Below are 25,140 nucleotides of genomic sequence, written 5' to 3' on the forward strand. Positions count from 1 at the left end.
ACGTCAACCGGCCCGCGTGCTCAGCGACTCGGCGTCCTTCTCCCACAGCGGCTCGATCCGGTTCGCCAGCCCGGCCCGCGCGACTCGCCGCCGGGCCTGCGTCACACCGAGTAGGGGCCGTTTGGCGGGCGGGATCCGCCCGGAGGCGAGCATGTCGAGCACGGTCTCGATCCGCTTGGCCTCCAGGAGCCTGAGCGCGTCGAGGATCGAGTCCGCCTCCGCGACACAGCCCGGCAGCTCTGGATGTTCCACGTGCCGTACCCAGGTCCCGTCCTCACGCGGCACCGATTGCGCCGTCACCAGATAGGGCACCCGCAGGTAATCGCCGACCTTCATCGATCCGCGCCGTGCTGGAGCCGCTCCAGGCGGATGGCCGCCTCGGGACAGTGGCCGACCGCGTCCTCCACCGCGATCACGTCCTCGGGGGCCACCTCGTCCTTCACGACCACGACGAGCGCGTCGTCGTCGATCTGAAAGTAGTCGGGCGCGAACATTTCGCATTGCCCATGCCCCCTGCAGAGCTCCCGGCTAGCGACGATCTTCAACGGTGTTTCCTCTCCAGACTGGTCTTACTGGTACGGCGGTTACGGCAGAGGGCGCTTCAGCGCTCAGGGAACGGTGTATCCGAGCGGGTCACCGACCGGTTTGAACATGAACTCGCCGAGCGCGTCCACCCACACTTCGTCGCGCTTGAGCAGAGCGGCCACCGCGCGCACCCGCGAGACCGAAGGATCGGTGGCGGTGGACGGCAACTCGCCGGAGTCGGCGTACGCCTCGACGCAGTCACGCATGACCTGGCGCACCACCACGATGCCGGCGTCGCTCGACGTGAGGTTCTCGAAGGTCCGGGGGACGGCCTGGGCGCCGTTCTGCGCGGCGACGTCCTGCACCCACAGGCCGGGGAGTCCGGAGAAGTAGGTGGTCTGCTGCAAGCTGTAGTCGAACAGGTAGTTGCCGGCCCGCATGTACTTGGTGACGTACTTCCAGTACGGCACATTGTGCGGAACGTCGGGGTCCTGCGCGTGCTCGCTGGCGTGCCCGGTCTCCCGGCCGCGGTAGCCATGCGTGAAGACGTCGACCATCCGCTCCTTCAGCGGCTGGTCCGGCAGGTACGTGAATCCGACGGCAAGCGTGTGCGTGTCGTCGATCGGAATCCAGGCGTGGCCGGTCAGCTCGGCCCATTCCTCGCTCTTCGGGGGCACCAGCGTGTAGAAGGGCATCACGAACTGGTTGACCCGCCAGTACAGTTCGTCGCTGTCCGGCAACTGGCGGCGGGCACCAACGCTGACCCCGAAGGGCTGCTGCATCACGTCGAAGATCGGGCGGCCGGACCTGGCCATCGTCGTGCGCGAGCGCTTGCTGGTCTTGTCGAGCCGACCGTGCAGGATCGGGGCGTGCGCGGAGTCGATCTCGCCCTCGTACGCGCTCAGCCAGTCGGTCTCCTGCACACGGAACGAGACGTGTACCCGCTCGGGCGGGAGCAGGTTCCACTCCAGCTCCGGCAACTCCGGCGGTTCGCCATTGCCCATGTAGGTCCAGACGACTCCGTTGCGCTCACGGCACGGGTACGCCTTGATCTTGATGTGCTTCTTGAACCGGCTGTTGACCGGCTCGGCCGGCATGTCGGTGCACTGGCCGTCGATGTCGTACTGCCAGCCGTGGTAGACGCAGCGCAGGCCACAGCCTTCGTTGCGGGCGTAGAGCAGGGGGGCGCGGCGGTGGGCGCACGCGACATCGACCAGGCCGACCAGGCCGTCCTCGCGCCGGAAGGCGATCAGATCCTCACCGAGCAACCGGACGGGGAACGGCTCTCCGCCGGGCTCCACCGCGTCCGAGCCCATGAAGGGCAGCCAGAACTGACGGAGGTACTCACCGGTGGGCGTACCCGGTCCGACTCGCGTCAGGCTGTCGGTCTCTTCAACAGTAATCAAGGCAGCGCCTCCCAGTCGGAAACAGATACTCAGGTCTTCGCCGCAGAGTGTTCGCAGAGCGCCCATGTGGGCGCTGTCGCTCCACCACGCTATGAGTCTTCGTCACGTTTTGTCAAGATGTCGAAAGGACCCCGGAAACCTGTCAGTGGCAGCGAGAATCGCCGGGGGGTGGCACGCCCCGCCACACGGCCGTACCACCCCGTGCGGCGTCAGCCCTGTGACTCTCCGTACGTCCGGGCCTCGGGCACGCCGTAGTCGATGACCTCGGGTTCCACACCCATCGGCTTGTCCGGGTTGACCTTGAAGATCGAGGTGACGTAGGGCGGCTTACGATCTTCCGGAGCGTTGTAGGCGAACTTCGGCAGAATGCCGCCGTAGTCGAAATCACCGACCTGCGCACTGGCCTTCATGATGCCCGCGCGCGTGAGGTCCTGGTTCTCGATCGCCTTCTTCAGGATCGCCTCGACCAGCATGCCATGGGCGAAGCCGAGCTGGGTGAACGAGCTCGGCTTGGTGTCCGGGCCGTACTTCTGCACCGCGTCACGAAGCTGGGCCACGCCCTGCGCGTCGTTCTCCCAGTCCACGCCGATCAGCGAGGTCAGGAAGTGCTTCTGCAGGTAGGGCGCGATGGGCGAGGTCGCGAAGCTCGGGTCGTAGACATTGCTCTGCCCCATCCACTGGGCGTTGAAGTCCAGTTGGACGGCGGCCGAGATCAGGCCCGGCACCTGCCCGGTGGTCGCGCCCAGCATGACGACGTCACATCCCGCGCTCTTCAGCTGCTGGATCTGCGGCGTGAAGTTGGTGTCTCCCTGCTGGACGGACGCGTTCACCCCGAACTTCAGGCCGAACGCCTTGACCGCGTACTGAACGCCGTCGCGGTTCTCCTTTCCGAGGTCGTCAGCCTGTGTCACCGAGCAGAACAGGTCGTCCTTGTGCCCCAGCTTGTCCGCGGCGTACGCCGCCAGATTGATCATGTTCGTCTGGGTCGAGGAGCCGTACGGCAGCAGGTTCGGCTTGTTCAGGATCAGACCGCTGCTCGAGTCCGCGACGGCCATGATGCCGTCGGTCTTGAGCTGCGGATCCAGCGTGTTGATGATCGCGGTTCCGAGCAGACCGGAGATCAGGATGTTCTGATTCTTGATCCGGTTGTACAGCGGGACAGTCACCTGCGGGTTGTACTGGGAGTCCTCCGCCTTGAACTCCAGCTTGTACTCGCCGTTGACGCCACCCCTGTCGTTGAGCGCGGCGAAGTAGAGCTTCTCCCCTGCGGCGATCGAGGTGCCCGCGGGCGCCAGCGCGCCGCTCAGCGGCAGAATCGCGGTGACCGTGAAGGTCTTCGTGGCCGGGTCGTAGCCGGGTGTCGCCCCCTTGCCCGATCCGCCGCCGGGGGAAGCACCCGAGCACCCGACGGCTGCGAAGAGAACCGTCGCCAGGGCACCGCCCCCAATGATCGTGCGGGCTCGAAGCCGACCTTTGTGTGGGCTCATCCTGATACTTCCTGTTCTTCCGTGAAATGAGGGGGTGTCTCGACCGGGGCCGGTCACGGCCCGCGGTGAGTCGGTACGACGGCCACGCAGACCCGCGCCGGCCGTGGTCGGATGATCGGATCAGCGCGCATGGCAGGCTCCGTGCTCACCGCCGGTGACGGCGAGCCCGCCGTGGCGGCGTTGCCGGTCTTCGGGCGCCGATCAGTGCGCCGTCTGTTCCGCGCTTTTCCGCCGCCCGCCGAAGGCGCGCTGGAGAGAGTCCCGTAGGCGGCGTCCGAGACCCGAGAGTCCCTCGGGTTCGGCGATCAGGGTGACGACGATGAGCACGCCGTAGATCACCAGGCCCGCGTTGTCCTTGGTGAGGCCGAATCCGGGGTCGGTCGCCTCCTTCACGAACGGGATGTGCTCCGCGTACATGTTGATCAGTTGCGGCACCGCCGTGACAAAGGCCGCGCCCAGCAGGGGACCGAAGGTGGTGCCCATTCCGCCGAGGACGATGATCGCGACGTACTGGATCGACATGTGCAGGTCGAACCCGGCGGGCAGGACGTACTGGAGCTCGTTCGCCAGGAGCGCTCCCGCGATCCCGCCCAGCGCGCTGCCGATGCCGAGAGCGACCACCTTGGTGTGGAACGGCCGGACACCGAGAACCTCGGCGGCGATGTCCTGCTCGCGCACGGCGAGCATGGCACGTCCGAAACCGCTCCGGACGATGTTGTGTGAGATCAGCAGGGACAGGCCCACGAGCAGCCAGCACAACACGCCCAGGCCCTGTTCCCTGCCGTAGAGGACCCCGCCGATCGTCAGGTCGGTGAAGTCGATCGGACCGATGGCGCTCGGCAGGTCGAACGGCAGTCCGTTGACTCCGCCGCTCACCGACTCCCAGTTGTTGAAGAGGTAGATGGTGAAGAAGACCAAGCCCAGGGAGACAATGGCCAGGTAGGGGCCGCGCAGCCGAAGGGTGAACAGGCCGACGAAACAGCCGAGCAGCCCGGCCACGATCGCCACGGCAGGCAACCAGAGATAGAGCGGCCACCCGAGGTCGCCCCCCGTCACAGCGGCCGTGTAGGCGCCGACGGCCAGGAACGCGGAGTGGCCGAGCGAGAGCTGGCCCGCGTAGCCCATCGACAGGTTGAGGCCGATCGCGCCGATGCCGGTGATCGCCCAGAGCACGATCAGCGACGACCAGAACGGGTCGACAACGCTCAGCGGTACAAGTACGGCCGCGACGACGAACACCGCGTATCCCGTGAGCCGCGGCCAGCCGCGCGACATCCTGGTGTTCTTGCCGGGCAGGTCGTCCTGTAGGACGCCGGCCTGGTTCCGGCGCTCCCGAACAGTGGTCATCAGATTCTCCGAATCTCGGCCGTACCACGAAGGCCGGTCGGCAGGAAGACGAGGATGACGACCATCACGACGTAAGGCAGGACGGTCGAGACGTCGGGCCCGAACGAACTCGGGGCGTACGTGGCCGCGAACTGCTGGGCGAGGCCGATGACGATGCCGCCGACCACCGCGCCGCCCGGCGAGTCGAGGCCGCCCACGATGATCGCGGCCAGCGCGACCAGCGCGGCGTTCGCGATGCCCGGCTGCAGGCCACCACCGACTGTGGTTCCGAGCAGGATGCCCGCGAGCCCGCCGAGGCCACCGGCGATGGCCCAGGCGAGCATGCCGATCCGCCGGGAGTCGATGCCCTGTGCCAACGCCGCCACCCGGTGGAAGGCCGTGGCGCGCATCGCCGTCCCGACGAGGGTGAAGCGGAAGAACAGAAAGAACAGCGCGACCGCGACCGCGGCGAGGCCGATCACCCACAGATCGCGCGTGGTCAGCGAGACGCCGCCCACCGAGACCTTGTCGAGCCGCCAGGGATCTTCGGGATTGAGCTGGTCCGTGCCCCAGATGCCGGCGACCAGCGCCTGGTAGACGATGAGCACCCCCATCGTGACCATCAACGACGCGTGGATGTCACGGGAGAGCACCGGTTCGACCAGCACGCGTTCCACGGCCGCGGACTGTGCCGCGCACACCAGCACGACGACGACGACACAGAGCAGGTACGGCAGCCCCAGCTGAACATGCAGCCAGTACGTGAGGTAGGCGCCGAGGAGCGCCGTTCCCCCGTGGGCCAGGTTGATCACGCGGGTCGCCTTGTAGACGATCACGAACCCCAACGCGATGAGACCGTAGAGCGAACCGAGTGCCAGACCGGACATGCCGATCTGAACCAGCTCGGTCCCGCCGGCGGCCAGGTACGTCATGACACCCCCTCAGGTGCGGGTGCCCGCTCGGGGGCACCGGAGACGGACTCGTCCTTTTCAGCCGCTCCGAGGTAGGCGGCGACCACCGCCGGGTCGGCCCGGACCACCTCCGGTGTCCCCAGGGCGATCGGATGACCGAAGTCGAGGACCAGCACGCGCTCGGCGATGTCCATGATCAGGTGGAGATCGTGTTCGACGAGGAGCACGGTGAAGCCGATCTCCTGGCGGGCGCGCAGGACGTAGGAGGCCAGTTCGGCGGTCTCGTCGAAGTTCATGCCGGCCACCGGCTCGTCCAGCAGGAGTAGCCGCGGCTCGGAGGCCAGAGCCCGGGCGAGTTCGACCCGCTTGCGCTGCCCGTAGGACAGCGACGCGACCGGCTGGTCGCGTACCTTCGCCAGGCCCATCAGGTCGATGAGGTCATCACAGAGCTCTCTCGCCTTGCCTTCCTCCCGCTGCGAACGCCCCACCCGGATCGCGCCGGCGAGCGCCCCGGCCCGGCGGAACCGTTCCCGGCCGACCATGACGTTGTCGATGACCGGAAGCTGGCCGAACAACGCGATGTTCTGGAACGTACGCGACGTGCCGAGCCGTGCGATCTGAGCCGGGGACCTGCCCAGCAGCGGCGTCCCGTCCAGGGTGACGGCGCCCTCCTGCGGGCGGTAGAACCCGCTCAGCGAATTGAGCAGGGATGTCTTACCCGCCCCGTTGGGCCCGATGACGGCGAAGAACTCCTTCTCCTTGACGGAGAAGGAGACGTCGGACAGCGCGTGGATACCGCCGATCCGCAGCCCGAGGCCGCTGACGACGAGCCGATCGGAACGTTCCTTTTCCACCGGGGACGAGGTGGTCGGGGTGGACGTCAGCCCGAGTGCGTGCCGGTACGACTGTGCCCCCTCCTCCGCACCGAGATAGGCGTTCTTCACGTGTTCGTCGGCGGCCATCTCCGCCGCGGAGCCTTCGAGCCCGATCCGGCCCGAGTCGAGGAGATAGGCGTAGTCGCTCACCGCCAGCGCGGCGTGCGCGTTCTGCTCGATCAGCAGGATGCTCGTACCGTCCTCGTTGATCCGGCGGATGAGCCGGTAGATGTGCGCGGCCATCTTCGGAGACAGGCCGAGGCCCGGCTCGTCGAGAATGAGCACACTCGGCTCCTGCATGAGCGCGCGCCCGATCACGAGCATCTGCTGCTCACCGCCGGACAGGTAACCCGCCTTGTCGTGGAACCGCTCACGGAGCACCGGAAAGAGCTCGAGCACACGCTCAAGCACCTCGGCGGAACGGCCTCGGCGCCGTGCGCGGGTGTAGCCGCCGATGCGCAGATTCTCCTCGACGGTCAACTCCATGACCGTCTGCCGTCCCTCCAGGACCTGACTGACCCCGGCCTTCACGATCGCCGAGGGCGCGCGACGCTGGACCTCTTCTCCTCGCACGACGACGCTTCCCGAGGCGAGCACGCCGCCGTACTGCGGCAACATGCCGGTGATCGCCCGGGCCATCGAGCTCTTGCCTGCGCCGTTCGGCCCGAGGAGTGCGACGATCTCGCCCTGCCTGACGCTGACGTCCACGCCCCACAGTGCGGTGATCGAGCCGTACCGCACGCCGAGGTCACGGATTTCGAGCACGGACGCCCGCTCGTCGCGACCGCCCGCGGCGGAACTCGTCCGCCCACCGTGGCCCGGCGGGCCACCACGATCGGAAGGCGAAACCGCCTGATCTGGTTCGGCCACCAGTTCCCTCCTCGCGTCATCAGTTCGAACTCGGCTAGGTCGCCGTACCTTCTCGGCGAGGCAGGCGCTGCACCACACGACACGACCAACCGGACAGTCGTTCACTCAGCGCCCATGTGTTCGCAAACTTAGGAGAACGGCCAAGCGGCGTCAACCGTCATATTTCGGACGAATTTCCACCAGGTGCCTCGAAGCAATGACCACGCATCCGGCCACCGGAGGTCGGACGGCGAGCGGCGACGCCAATCAAAAGTGTTCGCCTGACGCCCATGTGGTCGATCCGTTATGTAGTATCTGGACCGCATCGCAGAAGGCAGAGAGAGCCACGTAGCAACCAACGCTCACCCCCCCAGACCGAATGCACAGGACACCATGAGCCAGAACACGCAGGAAACCGACATCGACTCAGAGCCGGCCGACGACCAGACTCGCTCCGCCTACGTCAGTGCCTTTGGCCGAGGCCTCGCGGTCATACGCTGCTTCTCCCAGAGCCAGCCCACCCTGACGATCGCCGAGGTCGCCCGCCTGACCGGGCTGAACCGCGCCACGGCCCGCCGTTTTCTTCTCACGCTGGAGACCGACGGCTACGCGAGCTGTGAGAATGGGCGCTACAGCCTGCGGCCGACCATCCTGGAACTCGGCTACTCGTACCTGTCCACGATGTCGGTCGACAGGATCTTCCAGATCCAGTTGCATGACCTCGCCGAACAGCTGCACGAGTCCTGTTCCGCGGGGGTGCTCGACGGCCACGACGTGGTCTTCGTGGCGCGGGCACAGACGTCGTATCCACGGATCATGACGCTCGCCCTGTCCGCCGGCACCAGAATCCCCGCCTACCTCACCGCCATCGGCCGTGTGCTCCTCGCCGAACTCAGCGACGACGAACTCGACGAATACCTGAGCACCGCCACGTTCCGCCAGGAGACAGATCGGACGGTCAGCGACCCCAACCGCCTGCGCGACGTCATCGCGGCGGTGCGGAGCCAGGGCTACTGCATCATGGACCAGGAGATCGAGACGGGAATCTGCGCGGTTTCCGTGCCCGTCCGCCAGCCGAATCGCCCGACCATGGGGATCAGCGTGGCGGCGCACGCCACTCGGACCTCCATCCAGACGATAGAGCGTGAGCACCTGCCCGCCCTCCGCGAGACGGGCGCCGAGATCGAGCGCATCCTGCGGTTGCGCAACTGAGCCGGGCCGGCCACCCGACCGCCGGGTGGCCGGCCGGTTCTACAGCGTGATCGTGAGCGCCTTCGGCGACCGGAACAGCACGCTCGGCGTGAACTCCAGCCCCTGGCCGGGCAGGCAAGGCGACGCGAAGCGATCGAGGAGTTCCTCCAGTACGACCCGGCCTTCCAGCCGCGCGAGCGGAGCCCCCAGGCACAGGTGTGCGCCGAAGCCGAACGTCAGGTGAGAACGCGCGTTGTGCCGCTCGGGCCGCAGTTCGTCGCCGTGCTCGAAGATGTCCTCATCATGGTTGGCCGAGCCGAGCAGGAGCAACACCTTCGCGTCGGCGGGGAGGGTCACCCCCGCCACCTCGACCTCGTGCTTGGCCCGGCGCCGCCAGTTGATGACCGGCGCCTCCAGGCGCAGGGCCTCCTCCACCACGTTCGGAACCAGACTCCGGTCCTCGCGAAGTCGTTCCCACAGGCCCGGTACGAGCAGCACACGCCGGATCAGATGGGTGAGATGCGCGGTCGTGGTCTCATGGCCCGCGAAGAGCATCGAGTACATCACCTGGGTCAGCTCAACGGGGCTCAGCGGCTCCTCCTGGCCCTCCCCCGCGCGGATGAGGTCGCTCGGGAAGTCGTCCCTGGGGTCGGCGAGCCGGTCGACGATGAGCTGACGGCAGAGCGCGTAGAACTCGGCGAGCCCCTTGGCCGCGCGCCGAGACTCCTGCTCGTCCGGCCTGCCGGTGGTGAGAATGACCCGGTCGGCCGAGCCGTTCTTGACGACATCCAGGTAGGAGTCGGGCATACCGAACAGTCGGAAGAGCACCAGCGCCGGCAGCGGCCAGGCCAGGGCCGAGACGAACTCGACCTCCTTCTGGTCCGCGAACCGGTCGATGTGCTGCCGCACCAGCTCACGGACCGGCTCTTCCATCAACTTCACCCGCTGCGCGTTGAACGCCTTGTTGACCTGACGCCGCACCCGCACGTGGCTCGGCGGGTCGTTGTCGACGAGCACGCTCACCCTGCGGAAGTCGACCTTGGCGAGTTCCTCCATGACCGGCGGCCCGAACGGCTGCAGCGGCGCGTTGGCGACATCCGCCGAGAAGTTGACGGTGTCACGGATGACCTGCTTGATGTCCTCGTACCTGGTCAGGATCCAGTACCCCAGGTCCTCGCTGTAGTGGGCCCGCGCATCGGCCCGGGCGGCTTTGAACACCTGGTACGGGTCGTCCAGGTATTCCGCCCCGAAGGGGTTCAGCAGGTTCGCCATGGATTCCGACCCCAGCCCCGTGAACGGGCACCGAGCCGCCTGCGTTTCCTGTGTCTGGTCAGCCACTTCTCATCGCCACTTTCCAATCGATCCTTTTCGCTTCCATGACCGTGCGGGCGCGAAGGCGCCGGTCAGGCCACCGTGGGATTCGGCGTGTGCCGTGCGCCGGCGAGCAGTTCGTCCCAGCTTGCGATCTTGACTCGCGCCGCTCCCCGCCGACGGCCGAGCTCGATCTCGGCCGCGTCGATGCTCTTCCAGTGGCCCCAGGTGACAGGGACGCTTCGTCCAGCGAGCAGTCGCGAGATCGCGTCGTCGTCGCGGATGGGCGCCACGGGCAGTGACTCCCGATCACCCAACAGGGTGGCCACGGTCTCCTGGGCATCGGCCTTGTTCGTTCCGATCACGCCGTTGGGACCACGCTTGATCCAGCCCACGACGTACTCGCCGGGCGAGTGTGCGCCGTCGCGTCGCACCCTGCCCTCGACATGCGGGATGACGCCGCGAACATCGTCGAACGGGACATCCGGCAGGGCCGTGCCGCGGTATCCCACGGCTCGGATCGCGAGCCGGGCGTCGAGGACGGCCTCCGCCGCGGCCCGGCCGTCGGGGCCGGTGTGAGAGGACCGCCGCAGCCGGACCCCCCGAACGGACCGCGAGCCGAGCATGCCGACGGGCTGCCAGCCGAATCTGAAGTGGATCCGGCGAGGACGGCCACTCGGTGGCTGTAGCGACCACTGGCGGAAGAGTTCCAGGTTGCGCAGCGGCTCGGGCCCGGCCGAGGCTTCGTCGTCGGCCACCAGTTCCTCGGGCCGCACAACGAGGTCGGTCTGTCCCAGCTCGGCGATCTCACGGAGTTCCTTGGTGCTGAACCTGGCCTGGAGCGGTCCACGCCGGCCGATCACGTGTACGTCGCGTATCCGGCTGGCGGCCAGTGCCTCCAGGACATGGTCGGGGACATCGGTGGCGCGCAGATCCTCGACGCTCCTGGTGAGCATTCTGGCGACGTCCAGCGCGACGTTGCCCATTCCGAACACCGCGACCGTGGAGGCGTCAAGCGCCATGGCCGACCCGTCGGCATCCGGATGCCCGCTGTACCAGGACACGAGCCGCCCGGCCGCGATGCTTCCGTGCAGGTCCTCGCCGGGTACGCCGAGCCGCCGATCGCAGGGTGCGCCGGTCGCGTACACGACGGCGTCGTAGTGTTGCCGCAGTTCCGCGACGGTCACATCGCGCCCGACCTCCACCGAGCCGAAGAAGCGCACGCCCGGGCGTTCCAGCACCCGCGCCATCACGGCCGTCAGTGCCTTGATCTTGAAATGGTCCGGTGCCACGCCGTAGCGCAGCAGGCCGTAGGGGCAGGGCAGCCGCTCGAAGACATCCGTGCGGACCTCGCCATGTCTGCTCAGCCCGTCCACCACGTAGAGACCGGAAGGCCCCGAACCCACGACGGCCACACGCAGCTCACCGGGCATTTCGGTCACCACCGATCGCCGAGGTCAGGGATGTGATCCCGGTCCTGCGGCCCGATGATCTCCGCGCCCCCCGGACTGCCGAGCCCCTCGAAGAAAAGCGAGTTCGAGGCGATGTGCGGCTCCTGGTCGGCGGGCACGTCCTCCATGGCGAAGATCGCATTCACCGGGCAGACCGGCTCGCAGGCCCCGCATTCGATGCACTCGTCCGGATGGATGTACATCTTCCGGCCGCCCTCGTAGATGCAGTCGACCGGGCACTGGCTGACGCAGGTCTTGTCCTTGACGTCAATGCAGGCATCGATGATCACGAACGGCACAGCTTGAACACTCCCTTGCTCCCCGCCGACGGCGGGGCAGTGACCCGCAAAACCGTTCACCCAACGCACATTCGAGCGACAGGCGAACGAGACCACAGTAGAGACGGGCTCATCACCCGGTCAAGACATCACTTCCAGCTGGATATCGCATGATTCAAACGGCGCACCGGACGCGAGCGAACGTCGCGAACACCCGCCCGAGCCCTCACCCGTTGCCGACGAACCCTTGACCGAGACAATGCTCACACCTATTCTGATCGCACAGTGACTAAGTGTTCGCTGTGCGAACAATACGTCTGCGTATCGCAGACGGGGAGAGCTACCATGATCAGAGCTTCCGGCCACCGCCGACGGGCACGGCGCCGTCGTCCGTTCCACCGGCGGGGTGTGATCGCGGGGCTCGCCGTGGTAGCGGCGGGCAGTCATGAGATGCCGGGTCCGCCAACACCGTTCCGGCCATCAGGCACGGCGGGGATTCCAATCCGTTCAAGCGACATCGACCGGCCGAGAGCTGACCGGTCATACACCTCAAGGTCCGCCGGCGGATCCGATCGGACCCGGAGTCCGGAGAACTCGGCGAGAAGAGTCCCGGTCCCCCGTCAGGCGTAGACGGTCAGGCGATCAGCCCACATCACGACGACATGGCGTGCCCAGACGCCGGGCGTCGCTTCACGATGCCCCGAGATCCATAGGCGGCGAACTCGGCCGCGCCCCTTCACGACGTCATAGGAGCGGAGAAGCGTAATGGCCATTCCATCGTTCGATTTGGACCCGTTTTCCGATGAATTGCTCACCGCGCCTTACGACTACTACCGGCTGCTCCGCGACGCCGGCCCGGTCGTACGACTCTCGAAGTACGACGTACTCGGCGTCGCCCGATACGACGACGTCAAGACGACGATGAGGGATCACGAGACCTTCAAGTCATCGGCGGGACCCGGCTTCAACGATGCGTACAACCAGAAGATGCAGGGAACCGTCGTGGCGTCCGAGCCGCCTCAGCACACCGAGATTCGTGCCACGATGGTCCGCCGCCTCCGCCTGGCCCGGCTCAAGGACATGCAGCCGGTCGCCGATGATCTGGCCCGGAAGCTGATTACGCAATTCCTCGAACGCGGCGAGTTCGACGCCGCGAAGGACCTCGCGAGGCCGTTCGTCGGGACGTTCGTGGCCTCCGTGCTGGGTGTCTCGACCGAGATCGCCGAGCAGGCCATCGATGGAAGCACCGCGGGGTTCAACCAGACAGGCCCGCTCAACGAGCGCACCTTGGCCGCCACGCCCGTCATCGAGTCGCTCTTCGCGATGATGCAGCAATTGACCAAAGCGGACCTTGTCCCGGACAGCATCGCGTGGGACATTCTCGACTCCCATGAGCGCGGCGAACTGCCTTTCGCGAGTTCACTCTCCCTCATCTTCAACTTCCTCGGCCCGGCCTTCGACACCACCATCAGCGCGATGGGGTTCGCCGCCTGGCTGCTGGCGACGAACCCCGAACAGTGGAAACTCCTGCGCGAGAACCCTGAGCTCATCCCGGCCGTCATCAACGAGTCGATCCGGATCGAGTCACCACTTCAGATCTGGAGCCGGTACTGCCCGGACGGTGCGGTCATCGACGGAGTCGAGATCCCGGCGAACACCCGCGTCGCGGTCTTTCCCGGTTCAGCGAACCGGGACGAGCGTCACTACGCGAACCCCGAGACGTTCGACATCAGGCGTAATCCGGTCGACCAGCTCGGTTTCGGCCAGGGAATTCACACGTGCGTCGGCGCGCCGTTGGCCCGGATGGAGCTGACGAGCGTGCTGAGCGCCATGACCGAGCTGATACACACGCTTGAGCCTGCCGGCGAACCGGTTCTGCAGCTCAACAACACGACCCGCGGATTCGCGTCGGCGCCCGTGTCGGTGTCGTGAACGGCTGCTCACAATCGTCTGGAGTCTGAAAGGAAGTCATGCCAGCCGAAGTTCTGAACCTGGTCGCGGGCGTCCCCACGGAGGGTGAGCCCTTCGACGTGATGAATCCGGCAGCGTACGACGAGGTCGTCGGCATCGGGCACGCGGCCGGTGTCAAGGACGTCGACGCCGCCGTGAACGCCGCGTCCGCCGTCGGGGCGGAGTGGGCCCGCACACCGCTGGAAGAGCGGGTCGCCGCGGTCTTGAAGGGCATCTCGCTCGCGACCAGCACCGGCGATCCTGATGAGCTGCCCACCCTGCTGACCAGGGAACAGGGCAAGCGGCTGCAAGAGAGCCGCATCGAGATCAGCCACGCCACGGAGATCGTCAAGCAGTTCGCATCCCTCGCCGAGGGCGCCCTTGCCGAGGAAGTACTCCGCGACGAGCTCGGAACGCGTGTCCGGCGTCATCGGCCGGTCGGGCCGGTCGCGGCGATCACCCCGTGGAACTGGCCACTCGTGTTGTCCTTGGTGAAGATCGCCCCGGCACTGATGACGGGAAACCCGGTCATCCTCAAACCACCGCCGAACACCCCGCTGACGGTCACCCGCGTCATGTCGGCCCTTGCCCGGGAGTTGCCGCCCGGTGTCTTGAGCGTCCTGAACGGTGGCGCGAACATCGGCGCCGAACTCGCCGGTCACCCATTGATCCGCAAGGTGGCGTTCACCGGCAGCACACCTAACGGCCGCAAGGTGTACGCGAGCGCGGCTACCACGGTCAAGAATCTGACACTGGAACTCGGTGGCAACGATCCCGCGATCCTCCTGGATGATGCCGAACTGGACGAGCGCTCGCTGAGTCTCCTGCTCGGCGCGGCGTTCATCACCACGGGGCAGGTCTGCTGGGCCATCAAGCGTCTGTATGTACCGCGCTCCCGCTACGCCGAGGTCGTCTCGGCGCTCACATCCGCGCTCAGCGATTTCGTGGTCGGCAACGGGCTCGACCCCATGGTCAGGCTGGGACCGCTCAACAACCGCAACCAGTTGCAGATCGTTCGCCGGCTCGCCGATGGCGCCCGCTCGGGTGGAGCGAACGTGCACATGCTCGGCTCATATGCTCCCGGGCTCGATCCGGAGCGAGGCTATTACCACCTTCCGACACTCGTTACGGACGTGGACCATACGGCCGCGATTGTCAGCGAGGAGCAGTTCGGCCCGATTCTGCCGATCGTGCCCTACGACAACGAAGAGCAGGTCGTCGCGATGGCCAACGACACCGAGTATGGGCTCTCCGCATCCGTCTGGTCGGCGGACCCCGATCGTGCCTTCGGCGTGGCGCGTCAGTTGGAGACCGGCACCGTCTTCGTAAACGCCCACGGTGGTCCGGCGCTCGACTTCACGACCGGCGCCGGCGGAGTGAAGCAGAGCGGCATTGGGCGGGAACTCGGGGTCGTAGGGCTGCTCCAGTACACGGAGGCGCAATCGCTCACCAACCGTGTCCGTCTGTGAAGGGAGGCATGCGTTGAACTCCGCACGGGTTCAAACGGTACGAGCGGCCGTGAGCCGCGAACCGGATGAGCCGCCCAGGATAGAGGACCTCCAACTGGGCCCACTGCGAAGTGGAGAGGTGCTGGTGAGAGTGACACACGCCGGCATCTGTCACACCGACCTCGCCTGCCACGCCGGGCACATTCCGGCCAGGAGGCCGGTGGTGCTGGGCCACGAGGGCGCCGGTGTCGTCGTGGCGGCCGCGGACGACGTCGAGTCGATCGCGGTGGGCACCCCCGTGGTGATGAGCCTCATGAGCTGCGGCCGGTGCGACAACTGCCTGACCGGTGATGTCGCCTACTGCGCGCATTCCGTCGAGCTGAACATTCTCGGTGGCGGAGCCGGAGGGAGGCGAACGTACGCGGACTCCGATGTTCTGTCTCATTTCTTCGGCCAGTCCTCCTTCGCGACGTACTCGGTGGCGCACGAGCGGAGCCTGGTGCCGGCGCCTTCCGGCTTTCCGCTCGAACTCGCCGCACCGCTGGCCTGCGGGGTCATGACGGGAGCGGGCACCGTGCTCAACGCGCTCCGGGTACGCCCCGGCGAGAGCGTCGTCGTGTTCGGCGCGGGCGCGGTCGGTCTGGCCGCCGCGGCGGTGGCCAGGATCTCCGGCGCCGCACCGGTCGTGGTCGTGGATCTCGTGGAGTCACGTCTCGACCTCGCGTCCGCTGTCGGAGCCGATCACGTGGTCAACGCGCGGGAGACCGACGTGGTCGCGGCCGTCAAGGAGATCACCGATGGCGGCGCGAACCACACGATCGAGGCCTCGGGAAACGCCACCGCCCTGCGGCAGGCGATCGACGCGCTACGTCCCCGGGGTTCGTGCGCCGTCGTCGGCGCCGGCCACGGAGCCGTCGAAATCGACACGCGGGGATGCCGGGTCAAGGGCACGACCATACGCGGGGTGAGCATGGGCGACGCGAACCCGAAGTCGCTGCTCCCCTACCTCATGGACGAGGTCACGCGCGGTCGCCTGCCGCTCGGGCGGTTGGTGCGGACATACCCATTCGACGACATCGCCCTGGCGTTCGAGGACGCGCAGGCGGGGAGGACCGTGAAACCCGTGCTGGTGATGCCGGCCCCCTGAAGCGGTGGTCAACGTCTGTCGTCGTTCAGGGCCGCGCACACCGGGGTGGCCGGCGCCCTGGCACTCGGCGGTGTTCAGCAACGGCGGTGACAGGCTCGACGAGGCCATCGAGGTTCTGGCCGACCAGGTACCCGACCCGCACCAGGCACTGCGATGCTCCACCGACGAGGGCCTCACCTAACTGGTCTTGGGCGGCGACGGTTACCGAAGTTCGGGTTCGTCCCAGGATGCGACGTTCACCTGGTCGCCCAGAGCCAGCTTGCCGGGGCGTACGACGGAGAGTTTCACGCCGAACGCGACCCCGCCCTCGGGGGCGCGGCGGTAGGTGGCCAGCGTGCGCAGCAGCTCCGGGCCCGCCCTGGTGCCGCTGTCCTGGTCGACCATCGTGACGGCGCAGCGGATGGCGAGCTTGGCGTAACCGAGTTCGGTGTCGCCGACGAGCATCCGCCGGGCCCCGTCCTCCCGGTGCGGCTCCGTCCACCCACCGATCACGATGTTGGGGCGGAACCGGGCCATCGGCAGCGGGGCGCCGCCACCTTCGGTGAGCCGCCGGTTGAGCAGGGCGAGGGTGGCCTCGGAGATGAGATGCACCGGGCTGCTGTCCGCGTAGCCGGACCTGCCGGGTGTCCAGCCGTCGGTCACCCGACGGTGTTCCGGCGGCACCCGCACGAGCCTGCTCGGCGCGCCCAACACCTCCGACAGCCACTCGGCCGCGGCCCGCCCCTGGTCGATCCCCTGGTACGGCGTGCCGAACAGCTCCACCTTGCGCCTGGTGGAGCGCAGATCCACCTCGACGGTCAGCGCGTCGAAACCCGGCAGCCGGAGCGTGAGCCGAGTCCCGTCCGGGTTGATCTCGGGGCGGACGGCGGCGAGCCGTGGGTCGCGCCGCTGGCTGCGGAACACGCCGTTGTCGCCGACCACCATGAAACCGCGGTCGTGCGCCAGGCCCGCCTCCGTCAGCAGCGCCTCGGTCATCGAGATACCGGCGCATCCCTTGACGGGATAGCAGACGAGGTCGGTGACGACGGCGGTCGCTCCGCCATCCGGCGCCGGATCAAACCGTGGGACAGAGAGCATGACCTGCACGGTAGAGACCAAACAGCACCGAACACTAGAAAAAGAGCCGATATCTAACACAAAATCGTCAGATTCAAGAACCCTTACGAGGGACTCCCCGGAGACGCGTGATGACGGTACCGTCATCACGCGTCTCCGGGGAGTCCCTGAACGTCGACGTCAGCCCTTCAATGCTCCGGCCATCAGGCCGCGCATGAAGAAGCGGCCGAGGAGGACGTAGATGATCATTGTGGGGATGGAGGCGAGCAGGGCCGCGGCCATCTGCTGGCTGTAGGGGACGGTCTGGGCTCCGGCGATGTTGTTGAGCATGACCGTGGTGGGCCAGCTCTGCGGGCCGGTCAGGAAGACAGCGAACAGGAAGTCGTTCCACATTGAGGTGAACTGCCAGATGATCACAACCGCGAAGGCGGGACCCGAGACGGGCAGCACCACCGACCAGTAGGTCCGCAGCATCCCCGCGCCGTCCACCCTGGACGCCTCGATCAGCTCGTCGGGGATGGTGACGTAGTAGTTGCGGAAGATCAGGGTGCAGATCGGGATGCCGTAGACCACGTGCGCCAGCAGCAGCCCGGGGATCGCACCGTAGAAGACCCCCGGCACCCCGGTGACCGCCAGGGTGACCTCGTTGAGCTTCACCAGCAGCTGCACCAGCGGGATCATGACGCCCTGGTACGGGATGAACATGCCGAACAGGAAGAGCGTGAACAGCACGTCGGAGCCGGGGAAGCGCCACTTCGACAGCACGTAGCCGTTCATCGAGCCGAGCACCGCCGAGATCAGCGACCCTGGCACGGCCAGCAGCACGCTGTTCCAGATGCCGGGCGCGAGCTTCTCCCAGGCCACCCGCCACGGCTCGACGGTCCACACCTCGGGCAGCGCCCAGGCCCGGCCGGGATCGGCCTCGGTCAGCGGCTTGAAGCTGGTGACCAGCAGCACGTAGATCGGGATCAGGAAGACGAGGAGGAAGGCGACCAGCAGCGTCAGCCGGACACCGCGCGACAGCCGAGCCCGCCGCCTGGCCCGGCCACCGGCGTCGCCGGGGTTCCCACCCCGTACCGGGATGGTGGGGGGACCGGTCACGGTGGTCGTCATGCGCGTCGCTCCCTGCTAAGTGTCCAGGCCCGACAGGGGGCTCCGCCTCGTACGGGGGCGGAGCCGGTCACGGTGGTCGTCGTCGCATGCCTCCGGCGTGGAGAGCCGGAGGCGGCTCCGAGATCTCCAGTCCGTACGGGAGTGCCGGTCATCAGCGCCGCTCCCTGCGGAGGGTCCAGACGAGGTAGGGGATGACGAAGACGCTGACCGCGAGCACGATGTACGAGGCGATGGTGGCGCCCTTGGCCGGGTCGTGGGAGTCGAAGACCGCGACCCACATGAAGACGGCGGGCACGTCGGTGATGATCTGCTTGCCGGAGACCGCGACGATCAGGTCGAAGACCTTGAGCGAGATGTGGCCGAGGATGATCAGGGCGGAGAGGGTGACCGGGCGCAGCATCGGCAGCACGATGTGCCGGTAGACCTGCCACTCGCCGCACCCGTCGACCCGGGCCGCCTCCCGGAGGTCCTCGGGGACCCCCCGGAACCCCGCCAGGAACAACGCCATGACATATCCCGACATTTGCCATATAGCCGGGATGGCCATGGCGGCCATCCCCCAGTCGGGATCGCGGAACCACTGCCACTGCAGGAACTCCAGCCCGAGGCTGTCGAACAGCCGGTTCAGCCCGACCGCCCGCTCGCCCTGACCGGAGTTCATCAGCCAGCGCCAGACCACCCCGGTCGCCACGAAGGAGATCGCCATCGGGAACAGGTAGACCGCCCGGAAGGTCCCCTCGCCCCTGATCCCCTTCTCCATCAGGAACGCCAGCAGCCAGCCGAGCAGCAGCGCCCCGAACACGAAGACCACGGTGAAGACGATGGCGTGGTTGACCGAGATGCCCCAGCGCTTCTGGTCCCAGAGGGTGAAGAAGTTCTCCAGGCCGACGAAACTCCCCTCGGACACCTCGTCGTGCCTGTCGGTCATCGCCAGCTGGAAGTTCCAGCCGAGCATGCCGTAGACGAAGACCGCGATCGCGATGATCGACGGTGTGACCAGCAGCAGCCCCGGCAGCCACCTGCGTACCCGTGTCACGGACACCCCTTCCGCGAGGTACGGCCCGCGCCTTCGCGGGCCGTACCGAAAATCACTGCCCGGAGTTCTTCGCGGCCTCGGCCAGCGCCTTCTGCAGCGCGGCCACGTCCTTGTCTCCGTGGAACAGGCCGACCGCCTCGTTGATCGCGACGCGCCAGGCGTCGTTCACGACCACGCCGTGCTGGATGGAGCCGGCGAGCTTGTCGCCGCCCCAGTCCTTCAGCGCGTCCGCGAGGTAGTCGGTGTAGAGGGCGGTGTCGGCGTCCTTGCGGGCCGGGATGGAGCCCTTCTTCGGGTTGAAGGCGTCCTGGCCCTCCTTGCTCGCGGCCACCTTCAGCCAGGCCACCGCCCCGTCGCGGTTCGGCGCGCCCTTGGGCAGGGTGAAGCTGTCGGAGAGCCACATGAACGTGCCGCCGGTGCCCGGCGAGGGCGCCCAGTCGAAGTCGGTCTTGGAGGTCTTGCCCAGGCCGCCGTCCGGCGGGTTGTGGAAGTAGCCGTACGCCCAGTCGCCCATGATGTTGAACGCGGCCTCGCCGTCGGCCACCTGCTTGGCCGCGGGCTGCCAGTCGTCGGCCGGGTCACCGGCGTAGGACAGGATCGTCTTGAAGTCGTCGAGCGCCTTGGTCATCGCCGGGCCCGACCAGTCGGAGCCCGCGGTCCAGAGCTGGTTGTAGGCGTCGGTGCCGAGCGAGCCGAGCAGCACGCTCTCCAGCAGGTGGACCATGGTCCACTCCGAGCCGATCGAGAGCGGGATCTTGCCCTTCTGCTTGACCTTCTCCAGCGCCGCGACGAAGTCCGGGATCGTCTTCGGCACCTCGGTGACGCCCGCCTCCTTCAGCACCGCCGGGTTGAACCACATCACGTTGGAGCGGTGGATGTTGACCGGCACCGAGTAGACCTGGCCCTGGACGCTGATCTGGTCGATCAGCTGCTGGGGGAAGACGTCCTTCAGCTTGAGCTCGTCGTAGAGGAAGTTGAGCGGTTCGAGCTGTCCAGCCTTGATGTAGCCCTGGAGTTCGGCGCCCGCGTGCCCCTGGAAGGTGTCCGGCGGGGTCTGGGCCTGCAGCTTGGTGGTCAGCAGGGCTCGCGCCTTGTCCCCGGACCCGCCCGCCACGGCGGCGTCGAAGAACTCAAGCCCGGCGTTCTGCTTCTCGAAGATCTCCTTCATGGCCTTCAGGCCGTCGGCCTCGCCGGGTCCCGTCCACCAGGAGAAGACCTCGACCTTCTTCTTCGCGTCGGCCTGCGGGCTCTGCGTGGCACCGTCACCGCCGCCGTCACCACAGGCGGTCAGGGCGAGCAGGCCCGCCACGGTGACCGCGACGGCTGCCATCCACTGTCGTCGCACAGCTCTCCGTCCCTTCGGGGTTTGGGGTGCACAAAACCCCCGAAAATATGACAACGTTGTCAGTACGGCAATCAAGCCACTCCACACCAAGCGCCGTCAAGGTCGCGCGGATAACAGCTCAATATCCCGAGATATGAGCACCAGATGGTGACAGTGGACCGGCCGGACATCCACCGGCGCGAAACCACAGCGCGCCACATGGGTGGGGAAGTGCGAAATAGCGCGGGCTCAGACGCGCTGGACCGCACCGTCGGAGAGCGCGACGACGGTGACGCCGAAGTCATGGATGGTCGCCGCCAGATCCTCGGACGAGAGGCCCGGGGCCACGACGACCAGGGAGCCGCGCATCAACGCCAGCCCGATCAGGGTGGTCAGGGCCAGGCTGCACCTCAGTGGCCAGGTCACCAGGAGGACGTCGGACTTCCCCAGCTCGGCGCCCCTGTCGAGCAGGCTCATCCTCGTGATCAGGTCCTGGTGGGTGAGCACCCCTCCGTCCTCGATCAGCAGGGCGGGCTGCACCGCGGGGTCGAGGAAGGGCAGCGGGACGGGCTCCAGGAGCAGCAGGTCGGCGAAGTCGACGGTGTCGCGGGCCTGGCCGAACGCGATCACCTGCCGGACCCGGGAGTCCTCCACGGCCCGCAACGAGGCGTCCGCCAGGCGCGGAGTGGTGATGAGCAGCCGTGCCTCCCACTCGGCCAGCAGATCGGCCATCTCCGCACACCCCGAGGTGATCGGCGCCGCCACCCCTCCGGCCGCGATGACCGTGTGCACCGCCAAGGTCTGGGCCACCGCGCTGTCCACGTGGATTCCGGCCACCTGACGCCGCCGTGCCCCCCGCCGCACCAGGCCCGAGGCTCCTCGGGTCACCTCCGCGGCCAGCCTGCGGTAGCCGTACACCATTCCGGCGCCGAGGTCGATCAGTGCCGGCCGATCACCTCGCCCGTGCGCGTAGCCGAACACCGCCTCGGTGAGTGTGCAGCTGGTGGACGGCGAGGTGGGTCTCATTCCGATGAGGGTAGGGTCGCCTGTCCACAGGGGCATCGACAGATGTATGTAGATGACTGTGTATTCAGCCCCGTGACGTCCTTCCATGTCGTGAAAGCCGGGGATTCCAGCACCCGACCTGCCGGTCGGGTCCGCCGGTTCGCGATTCGCCGGCCCGGGCGATCCCGAAGCCTCCCCGTGCGAACACGGGCGCGCCCCGCCGCGTTCGGATGAACATGCCCCACCTGGTTATCGCGGAACACCCCCCGCACAACAAACGAAAAACGAGCAGTGCCTCCTCCCTCCCTGAAGGGGGGCATCCGCCCCAGATGTCCAGTGATCCCCCCGAGCCATAGTCCCCCGAATTCAGGCCCCAAAAGCAGCGCCCCGAGCAGTCCCCCACAACGGAAGGCGGGCTCGAGCCCTGCGCGACTCGAGCCCGCTGCCGCGTGCGGCCCTTGACTCCGGCCCCCACCCCTCCGAGGGGGCCTCGCCGTCTACCGGGACACGCGACGTCCGCGACGTGCTCGACCGAGACGCCCGGGATGGTGTGGACCTGCCGTTCCGGACCGGAACTGTGGCCGGCACGGTGCGGAAGGCTGGACGTCATCGGTCGAACACCAGGAAAACGTACGGCGAGCGGCGGCCCCGGAACATACTCCGGACTAGGTATCCCGAGATGTATCTTCACGCCCGCACATGTGTAGCCCGGAGTGTGTAGAGCCCGAGCGGCCGACCCGGTGACCGCTCCCGGCCCGCGGGTCAGGAACGATTCTGCTCGACGACCCAGGTGGCGACCTGCGTGCGTGAGGAGAAGCCGAGCTTGGCCAGGATGTTGGCGACGTGCCTGGCCGCGGTGGCGGGACTGATCACCAGCTCGTCGGCGATGGCCCTGTTGCTCATCCCCCTGGCGATCAGTTCGGCGATCTCCGCCTCCCTGCAGGTGAGCGTGGTCAGCGGGGCGACGACCGGAGGCCTGCCGAGCAGCACCGGCGTCTCGCACGGCTCGTCGAGCTGGAGCGCGTAGCGGACCGCCTGCTCCTGGGACATCTCCTGGCCGTGCGCCCACAGCTGGGCGACCAGCGCGTCACCGAGGCGTACCCGGGCGGGCTGGAGCAGCTCCTCCATCCGTGCCCCGAACCCGGGCGGCAGCACGGCGCCGCTCATCGCGCTCCTGATCGCGGCGGAGGCTCCGGCCAGGCGGACCGCCCTGCGGTCGTCCTCCTCGGCGAGGGCGAGCTGGGCGAGCGTCTCGATCCGGCGGGCCACGCCGAGCCGCTGGCCGGTCCCGGTGCAGAGCCGCAGGCTCTCGATAAGCCTGGCCCGCGCGGTGACGAGGTCTCCCTGGGCCAGGGCGATCCGGCCGAGACCTGACAGGCAGGTGATGGACTGCCAGTGGGCGGTGATGTCCTGGAGCATGTCGAGGGCGCGCTCGTAGTGGGCGCGGGCCTCCACCAGGTCGCCGCGGAGCCAGGCGACCTGGGCCAGACCGATGAGGGCCACCGGCGCGGCCCAGTGGTTGTCCAGCTCGTGGGCGATGGCCAGCGCGGCCTCGAAGGAGCGCTGCGACTCCTTCGCCCTGCCCTCCGACAGTGCGAAGGTGCCCTCCATGGAGCGGATGACCGTCTCGTGCCACGGGTCGTCGACGGTGTGCACGGCCTCCAGCGCCTCGTCCAGCAGGGACCTGGCCCGCTCCGGGCGGCGCTGGTAGATCGCCACCCAGGCGAGGATGGCCAGCGCGCCGCTGAGCGGCCCGGGCAGGCCCGTCTCGCGGCACAGCTCGACCGCCGCGGTGCAGGCGATCTGCGCGGTGTCCGGGTCGCCCTGCCCGAAGGCCACCTGCCCGCGCAACGCGAGGGCGTCGCCACGCACGTACGGCGCCAGCTCCTCGGGGGCGGTGTCGAGCAGGCGGTCCAGCCACTTGTCGGTCGGGGTGAACCTCCCCCCGGCGATGATCGGCCAGCGGAGCAGCACCAGGAGGCGGAGCGCGCTCTCCGGGTCGCTCGCGGCCTCGACCGACCAGCGCACCGCCGCCCAGACGTTGGCCTGGAGCTCGTCCAGCATGACCAGCATCGGGCAGATCTCGGCCCAGGTGGGCCGGGGCCGCCGGACTATCGTCTGGTGGATCCGGGCGGCGAGCTCGATCATGTGGTCGCGGTGCAGCCGCCGGAACTCGGGTTCCTCGCCGGAGGCTTCGAGCTGCTCCGCGGCGTACTCGCGGATCGTCTCCAGCATGCGGTAGCGCGTCTCGCCCGCGACCTCGGCGTCGGCCAGGACCAGCGACTTGTCGACCAGGTCGCAGAGCACCCCCAGAACGTCCTCGGCCCACAGGGCGTTGCCCGCGCAGACCTGCTCGGCCATGTCGAGCGTCCAGCCGCCGGTGAAGACCGCCAGTCGCCGCAGCAGGATCCGCTCGGGCTCGTTGAGCAACTGGTAGCTCCAGTCGACCGTCGCCCTGAGCGTCCGCTGCCTGGCCGGGGCCGTTCTGTCGCCCGCCGACAGCAGCCGGAACCGGTCCCGGACCCTGGCGTTGATCTGCTCCACGGTCAGCACCCTGCACAGGGCGGCGGCGAGTTCGATGGCGAGCGGCATCCCGTCGAGCGCCTCGCAGAGCCCGGCGATGTCCGCCGCGTTCTGCTCGGTCATGGCGAAGCCCCGCGAGGCGGCGGTGGCGCGGTCGACGAAGAGTCGCACCGCCTCGCTGGCGCCGACGTCGTGGCCCTCGCCCCGGGGCAGGCTGAGCGGCGGCACCCGCCACACGGTCTCCCCTGCCACCCGCAGGGGCTCGCGGCTGGTCGTGAGCACGCGTACGTCCGGGCAGACGGTGAGCACGGCGCGGCAGAACCTGGCGGACTCCTCGATGAGCGACTCGCAGTTGTCCATGACCAGCAGCAGCCGGCGTTCGCCGAGCGCGTCGATCAGGGTGTCGGCCAGCGCGCGGGACGGCTCGGCCTTGACCCCGAGCACGGCGGCCACCCGGGGCTCGATCAGGTCGCCCGGCACCGCGTCGGCCAGCTCGACCAGCCAGACGCCGCCGGGGAACTCCTCCGCCAGCTGGGTCGCGACCCGGATCGCCAGCCTGCTCTTGCCGATGCCGCCCGCCCCGCAGAGGGTCACCACCCGGGCGACGCCCAGTAGGTCTGCGAGTTCTTCCACGTCGGCTTCACGCCCCACGAAGCCGTTGGGTTCGAGGGGCAGGTTGCCTCCGGTGAGGGAAGCGTGTGCGGTTTCCTGGGTCATCGGCTCTTAAAGAGGTCGCGGGTAGAACCGTCACAGAAAGTGTGACATCAATTACCGAACCATGCCCAGTCTTAGACCATTTCCGGCCCACAGATCATCCCGTCCCGGCATGTTCCGCCTCCCCCGCCACCCGGCCGCGACCGCTCGCACCGTCTCGGAGCGGCGATCCGTCGCGGACCGTGACAGTCCGCGTGCGAGGCGACGCCGACCG

Annotated in this window: 20 protein-coding genes; 4 read left to right on the forward strand and 16 right to left on the reverse strand. The window is 67.9% G+C overall.

All coding sequences use genetic code 11. The annotated features are described in order from the left end of the window. Positions 1-3 precede the first annotated feature (3 nt). The 7 genes from ACQP0P_RS39060 to ACQP0P_RS39090 all read right to left on the reverse strand — a co-directional run bounded on the left by ACQP0P_RS39060 (position 4) and on the right by ACQP0P_RS39090 (position 7,295). Positions 4-336 (reverse strand): type II toxin-antitoxin system HicB family antitoxin, encoded by a 333-nt coding sequence (locus tag ACQP0P_RS39060; protein WP_433365556.1) that lies wholly within the window; start codon positions 334-336, stop codon positions 4-6. Next, a complete protein-coding gene (locus tag ACQP0P_RS39065) occupies positions 333-545 on the reverse strand; it encodes a ferredoxin (protein ID WP_433365559.1) in 213 nt (70 codons plus the stop codon). Before ACQP0P_RS39065 ends, ACQP0P_RS39060 begins: the two co-directional genes overlap by 4 nt. 63 nt (positions 546-608) lie before the next feature. Further along, complete coding sequence (locus ACQP0P_RS39070; protein ID WP_433365562.1) at positions 609-1,931, reverse strand: Rieske 2Fe-2S domain-containing protein; 1,323 nt, start codon at positions 1,929-1,931, stop codon at positions 609-611. A gap of 209 nt (positions 1,932-2,140) precedes the next feature. Continuing rightward, on the reverse strand, positions 2,141-3,418 hold the full coding sequence (locus tag ACQP0P_RS39075; protein ID WP_433365565.1) for an ABC transporter substrate-binding protein: 1,278 nt from the start codon (positions 3,416-3,418) through the stop codon (positions 2,141-2,143). Between the two features lie 201 nt (positions 3,419-3,619). Further along, on the reverse strand, positions 3,620-4,765 hold the full coding sequence (locus ACQP0P_RS39080) for a branched-chain amino acid ABC transporter permease (protein ID WP_433365568.1): 1,146 nt from the start codon (positions 4,763-4,765) through the stop codon (positions 3,620-3,622). Next, positions 4,765-5,676 carry a branched-chain amino acid ABC transporter permease gene (locus ACQP0P_RS39085; protein WP_433365570.1) on the reverse strand — a complete coding sequence of 304 codons (912 nt, stop codon included), beginning with the start codon at positions 5,674-5,676 and terminating at the stop codon, positions 4,765-4,767. The genes ACQP0P_RS39080 and ACQP0P_RS39085 overlap by 1 nt, the downstream gene beginning before the upstream one ends. Then, a complete protein-coding gene (locus ACQP0P_RS39090; protein WP_433365573.1) occupies positions 5,673-7,295 on the reverse strand; it encodes an ATP-binding cassette domain-containing protein in 1,623 nt (540 codons plus the stop codon). Before ACQP0P_RS39090 ends, ACQP0P_RS39085 begins: the two co-directional genes overlap by 4 nt. Before the next feature lie 477 nt (positions 7,296-7,772). Between ACQP0P_RS39090 and ACQP0P_RS39095 the strand changes: the two genes are divergently transcribed. Next, on the forward strand, positions 7,773-8,591 hold the full coding sequence (locus ACQP0P_RS39095; RefSeq protein ID WP_433365575.1) for an IclR family transcriptional regulator domain-containing protein: 819 nt from the start codon (positions 7,773-7,775) through the stop codon (positions 8,589-8,591). Positions 8,592-8,630: 39 nt separating this feature from the next. On the opposite strand, the gene ACQP0P_RS39100 is transcribed toward ACQP0P_RS39095, so the two are convergent. The 3 genes from ACQP0P_RS39100 to fdxA all read right to left on the reverse strand — a co-directional run bounded on the left by ACQP0P_RS39100 (position 8,631) and on the right by fdxA (position 11,631). Further along, positions 8,631-9,842, reverse strand: coding sequence for a cytochrome P450 (locus tag ACQP0P_RS39100; protein ID WP_433365578.1), 1,212 nt, complete (start codon positions 9,840-9,842; stop codon positions 8,631-8,633). Between the two features lie 131 nt (positions 9,843-9,973). Then, a complete protein-coding gene (locus ACQP0P_RS39105) occupies positions 9,974-11,314 on the reverse strand; it encodes an FAD-dependent oxidoreductase (RefSeq protein WP_433365581.1) in 1,341 nt (446 codons plus the stop codon). Between the two features lie 5 nt (positions 11,315-11,319). Next, positions 11,320-11,631, reverse strand: a complete 312-nt coding sequence (fdxA, locus tag ACQP0P_RS39110; RefSeq protein WP_433382316.1) for a ferredoxin — start codon at positions 11,629-11,631, stop codon at positions 11,320-11,322. Between the two features lie 786 nt (positions 11,632-12,417). Here fdxA and ACQP0P_RS39115 point away from each other — a divergent pair. From ACQP0P_RS39115 to ACQP0P_RS39125, 3 genes are all read left to right on the forward strand, one after another. After that, a complete protein-coding gene (locus ACQP0P_RS39115; RefSeq protein ID WP_433365584.1) occupies positions 12,418-13,542 on the forward strand; it encodes a cytochrome P450 in 1,125 nt (374 codons plus the stop codon). A gap of 38 nt (positions 13,543-13,580) precedes the next feature. Further along, a complete protein-coding gene (locus ACQP0P_RS39120) occupies positions 13,581-15,029 on the forward strand; it encodes an aldehyde dehydrogenase family protein (protein ID WP_433365587.1) in 1,449 nt (482 codons plus the stop codon). A 124-nt stretch (positions 15,030-15,153) separates the two neighbouring features. Then, complete coding sequence (locus tag ACQP0P_RS39125; protein WP_433365590.1) at positions 15,154-16,155, forward strand: zinc-binding dehydrogenase; 1,002 nt, start codon at positions 15,154-15,156, stop codon at positions 16,153-16,155. Between the two features lie 201 nt (positions 16,156-16,356). Here ACQP0P_RS39125 and ACQP0P_RS39130 read toward each other — a convergent pair whose 3' ends face one another. From ACQP0P_RS39130 to ACQP0P_RS39155, 6 genes are all read right to left on the reverse strand, one after another. Further along, entirely contained in the window at positions 16,357-17,232 is an 876-nt protein-coding gene (locus ACQP0P_RS39130) for an MOSC domain-containing protein (RefSeq protein WP_433365593.1), read from the reverse strand. Between the two features lie 159 nt (positions 17,233-17,391). Then, positions 17,392-18,324: a carbohydrate ABC transporter permease gene (locus ACQP0P_RS39135; protein WP_433365596.1), complete on the reverse strand. Its 933-nt coding sequence runs from the start codon at positions 18,322-18,324 to the stop codon at positions 17,392-17,394. A 151-nt stretch (positions 18,325-18,475) separates the two neighbouring features. Continuing rightward, complete coding sequence (locus tag ACQP0P_RS39140) at positions 18,476-19,360, reverse strand: carbohydrate ABC transporter permease (RefSeq protein WP_433365598.1); 885 nt, start codon at positions 19,358-19,360, stop codon at positions 18,476-18,478. A 52-nt stretch (positions 19,361-19,412) separates the two neighbouring features. Beyond that, positions 19,413-20,705, reverse strand: a complete 1,293-nt coding sequence (locus ACQP0P_RS39145) for an ABC transporter substrate-binding protein (protein WP_355610757.1) — start codon at positions 20,703-20,705, stop codon at positions 19,413-19,415. A 228-nt stretch (positions 20,706-20,933) separates the two neighbouring features. Continuing rightward, positions 20,934-21,710: an AMP-binding protein gene (locus ACQP0P_RS39150; RefSeq protein ID WP_355554286.1), complete on the reverse strand. Its 777-nt coding sequence runs from the start codon at positions 21,708-21,710 to the stop codon at positions 20,934-20,936. A gap of 741 nt (positions 21,711-22,451) precedes the next feature. Beyond that, a complete protein-coding gene (locus ACQP0P_RS39155; RefSeq protein WP_433365603.1) occupies positions 22,452-24,929 on the reverse strand; it encodes an ATP-binding protein in 2,478 nt (825 codons plus the stop codon). Between the last annotated feature and the right edge of the window lie 211 nt (positions 24,930-25,140).

The sequence above is a fragment of the Streptosporangium sp. CA-115845 genome (genome assembly GCF_050943795.1).
Classification (GTDB): domain Bacteria; phylum Actinomycetota; class Actinomycetes; order Streptosporangiales; family Streptosporangiaceae; genus Streptosporangium.

Coding starts and splice junctions, on each gene's coding strand:
- ACQP0P_RS39060 (WP_433365556.1), bottom strand. CDS start 336: ATGAAGGTCGGCGATTACCTGCGGGTGCCCTATCTGGTGACGGCGCAA.
- ACQP0P_RS39075 (WP_433365565.1), bottom strand. CDS start 3,418: ATGAGCCCACACAAAGGTCGGCTTCGAGCCCGCACGATCATTGGGGGC.
- ACQP0P_RS39080 (WP_433365568.1), bottom strand. CDS start 4,765: ATGACCACTGTTCGGGAGCGCCGGAACCAGGCCGGCGTCCTACAGGAC.
- ACQP0P_RS39085 (WP_433365570.1), bottom strand. CDS start 5,676: ATGACGTACCTGGCCGCCGGCGGGACCGAGCTGGTTCAGATCGGCATG.
- ACQP0P_RS39095 (WP_433365575.1), top strand. CDS start 7,773: ATGAGCCAGAACACGCAGGAAACCGACATCGACTCAGAGCCGGCCGAC.
- ACQP0P_RS39100 (WP_433365578.1), bottom strand. CDS start 9,842: ATGGCGAACCTGCTGAACCCCTTCGGGGCGGAATACCTGGACGACCCG.
- ACQP0P_RS39105 (WP_433365581.1), bottom strand. CDS start 11,314: ATGCCCGGTGAGCTGCGTGTGGCCGTCGTGGGTTCGGGGCCTTCCGGT.
- ACQP0P_RS39120 (WP_433365587.1), top strand. CDS start 13,581: ATGCCAGCCGAAGTTCTGAACCTGGTCGCGGGCGTCCCCACGGAGGGT.
- ACQP0P_RS39130 (WP_433365593.1), bottom strand. CDS start 17,232: ATGCTCTCTGTCCCACGGTTTGATCCGGCGCCGGATGGCGGAGCGACC.
- ACQP0P_RS39135 (WP_433365596.1), bottom strand. CDS start 18,324: ATGACGACCACCGTGACCGGTCCCCCCACCATCCCGGTACGGGGTGGG.
- ACQP0P_RS39150 (WP_355554286.1), bottom strand. CDS start 21,710: ATGAGACCCACCTCGCCGTCCACCAGCTGCACACTCACCGAGGCGGTG.
- ACQP0P_RS39155 (WP_433365603.1), bottom strand. CDS start 24,929: ATGACCCAGGAAACCGCACACGCTTCCCTCACCGGAGGCAACCTGCCC.